This window comes from Rhizobacter sp. P1_G5 (assembly GCF_056405435.1).
This window is the reverse complement of record NZ_JBFUCB010000662.1, coordinates 1-3,217: the sequence shown is the minus strand read 5'-3', so window position 1 is coordinate 3,217 and position 3,217 is coordinate 1. Positions and strand designations below refer to the sequence as shown.

The window sequence follows — 3,217 nt, the reverse complement described above, 5'->3', positions numbered from 1 at the left end:
GAGCATGCCGGCGAGCGGCTGGGCAAGATCCCGCGGCTGTTCGAGGCCGGGCTCGACTACGTGAAGCTCGACGCGGCCATCGTGCAGGGCGTGGGCAGCGACGAGAACCGCGCCGCCTTCGTGCGCGGCACGGTGACGCTGCTGCACGGGCTGTCGTTGCAGGTGTACGCCGAGGGCGTGAGCAACGCCGCCGATGCGCAGCGCCTGTGGGACTGCGGCATCGACGGGGCCACCGGGCCCTGGATCAGCGAAAACAGTTGAAGCGGGCGCGGGCCCCGCCCGCCATCAATCCACCACCAGCTTGCCGCGCTTCAGCAGGTCGTCCAGCACCTGGTTGTCGGTGGTGAAGGTGCTCACCAGGTTGACGCCGTTCAGCGTGATCACCTGGTTCACCGCCGCCGCGTTGTAGGTGCCGTTGGTGAAGCCGCCGCCGGTGCTGACCTCGACCACCGTGTTGCCGCCCACCACCGAGAAGTGCAGGTAGTTGTTCAGGTTGCCGTGGTCGACCGTGATCGCCGTCGCGTTGTTGGTGCCGATGGAGGCAGCCGTCGTCACCGTGTTGGCCGTGTGCAGCTCGCCGACCAGCAGGTCGCGCAGGTMCAGCACGTCGCCCGAGTTGGCGGTGTTGTCGAAATCGGTGATGACGTCGCGCGCCGGTGCCGCGGTCGTGCCCTGGTCGGCGAACTTCCACTGGAAGACGTCATGGCCCGTGCCGCCGGCCAGCGTGTCGTTGCCCTTGCCGCCGATCAGCGTGTCGGCGCCGTCGCCGCCGTTCAGCGCGTCGTTGCCGGCCCCGCCGATCAGCTTGTCGCGGGCGGCGCTGCCGGTCAGCGTGTCGTTGCCGACACCGCCGTCCAGCGTGGAGCCGGTGCGGATCACGTACTGGCCGCCGCTCACCACGATGTCCTGCGTGTCCGAGAGCGTCGGCGCATTCGCGTCGCTGAACATCGCGAAGTTGCTCGTGCCCAGCGTCTGGTAGGTCGTGTCTGCCGAGCCGGTGGCCTTGATCTCGATCTTCAGCACGGCGTTGCCGCCTTGCTCCCAGTACAGCAGCTCCAGCGCCGTCAGCCCGCCGGTGATCGGCACGCCGGTGTAGACGCGGGTGGTCGGCGACTGGATGTCGTCGTAGACCGCGACCTGGTGTCCGTCCAGCATCAGGCGGAAGCCGTCGTCCGCGGTGACGCGGATGTCGTAGGTGCCGGCGGCCATGTACACCTCGCCGGTCAGGCGCACGCCTGCGTCGGTGGTGGTGCCCAGGCCGCTGGTCGGGCCGCTGCCGCCGACGCTGCCGGCGCCGGTGCCGGTCTCGATGCTCAGCGATCCGGCATCGCTGCCGGCGGTGCGGTGCAGGAACTTGTACAGCGAGCTGTTGTTGTCGGTCAGGGGCGCGGTGGATCCGCCGGCCGCGACGTTCCTGTTCGAGCCGAGCGAGTTGCTGACGTCGGGTGCGCTGCCGTAGTCGATGGTCTTGGCGACGAAGCGGGCGTCGACGGTGCCGGTGACGGCGGCCGTCGAGGTGCCGAGGATGTTGTTGCTGCCGCCCATCGCCGCGTTGCGCGCGTTGACCAGCGTGTTGAAGTCGGACACGCGGTCGAGGTTGCCGACGCTGGCGTCGTCGCTGTGGCGGCGGTTGCCGTTGACGGTGCTGTCGTTGTAGCCGTAGTACTCGCCGTTCAGGCCTTGGGTGTTGGTGATCACCGTCGTGGTCGGCGTGACGGCGGTGAGGGTGTCGGCCTGCCCGGCGACCTGGATGGTCAGCGTCGCGTTCGACGTGCCGCCGCTCGGGTCCTTCACCTGGTAGGTGAACACGTCGGTGACGAAGGCGCCGGTGGCGACCGCATCCGCATTGTTGGCGACATAGGAGTAGCTGCCGTCGGACTTGAGCGTCAGCGTGCCGTAGGTGCCGGTGATGCTCGATCCTGCGGGGGCGACCGTCGTGGCTGGCGTGCCGGTGCCGGCACCGGCCAGGCTGACGGTCAAGGCGTCGCCTTCGACGTCGGTGTCGGCGCCGCTGCCGCCGCTGGCCAGGATCACGCCGGCGGCGGTCGCCACGGTCAGCGTGCCGGCGGCGGTGACGGTGCCGCTGTCGTTGCTGGCGACCGGGGCGTCGTTGGTGCCGGTGACGGTGACGTCGATCAGCTTCGTCGCGGTTCCGTCGAAGCTGGTGACGGTCAGGGTGTCGTGGACGATCTGGTTGGCGGTCAGCGCCTGCGTGACCGCCTTGCTGTTGTCGAGTGCGTAGGTCCAGGCGCCGGTCGACGGGTTGAAGGTGAAGTTGCCGTAGAGGCCGCTGAGACTGGAAGGCGTGGCGAACAGGGACTGGCTGGCATCGGGGTCGGTCGCGGTCAGCGTGCCGGAGGCGTTCGGAGTACCCGCGGTGGCGTTGTTGACACCGCCTGCTTCGGTCACGCTGCCGGTGGCGGTGCCAGTGATCACGGCGGTGTCGTTGGCACCGGTGACGGTGACGTCGATCTGCTTGGTGGCACTGCCGTCGAGGCTGGTGACGGTCAGCGTGTCGTGCACCGGCTGGCCGGCGGTCAGGGCCTGCGTGGCGGGCTTCGAGTTGTCGAGTGCATAGGTCCAGGCACCGGTCGACGTGTTGAACGTGAATGTGCCGTAGGTCCCCGCGAGGCTGGCCGGCGTGGCGAACGAGGCCTGGCCCGAATCGACATCGGCGATGGTCAGCGAGCCCGAAGCGGTCGGCGTGCCGGCGGTGGCGTTGTTGAGGCCTCCGGCCTCGACGACGTTGCCGGTCGACGTGCCGCCGATGATCGCGGCGTCGTTCGTGCCGTTGATCGTGACGGTGACGCTCGATGAGGTTCCGTCGGCGCTCTTGACGGTGAAGGTCTCGGTCAGCGACTGATCGGCACGCAGCGTCTGGATCGCGGCGTTGTTGTTGGAGGCTGCGTAGGTCCACACGCCGGCCGAKGTCAGCGTGAAGGTGCCGTAGGTGCCGGCGGTGGCMGGCTGGGCCTGGAACACGGCCTGRCCGTTGTCGATGTCGGCGACGGACAGGGTGCCGCCGGTGGTCAGGYTGCCGGAGSCGTTGACRGCRGTGTCTTCSGTGACGGAGCCGGCGGTTGCGCCGGAGATGACGGCAGCGTCGTTGGCGCCCTTGATGGTGACCGTGACMGARGAGCTGGTGCCGTCRGCGCTCTTGACGGCGAATGTCTCGGTCAGCGACTGGTCGGCACGCAGAGCCTGGATCGTGGTGTTG

Annotated in this window: 2 protein-coding genes; one reads left to right on the top strand and one right to left on the bottom strand. The window is 68.9% G+C overall.

Going from position 1 to position 3,217, the window contains the following annotated elements; translation table 11 throughout:
- Positions 1-261 (top strand): EAL domain-containing protein (locus tag AC1D12_RS29030; RefSeq protein ID WP_477844609.1); only part of this gene is annotated, 261 nt, incomplete at its 5' end.
- 24 nt (positions 262-285) lie between these two features.
- Here the strand turns inward: AC1D12_RS29030 and AC1D12_RS29025 are convergent.
- The coding region (locus AC1D12_RS29025; RefSeq protein ID WP_477844607.1) for a VCBS domain-containing protein at positions 286-3,217 on the bottom strand (2,932 nt) is incomplete at its 5' end.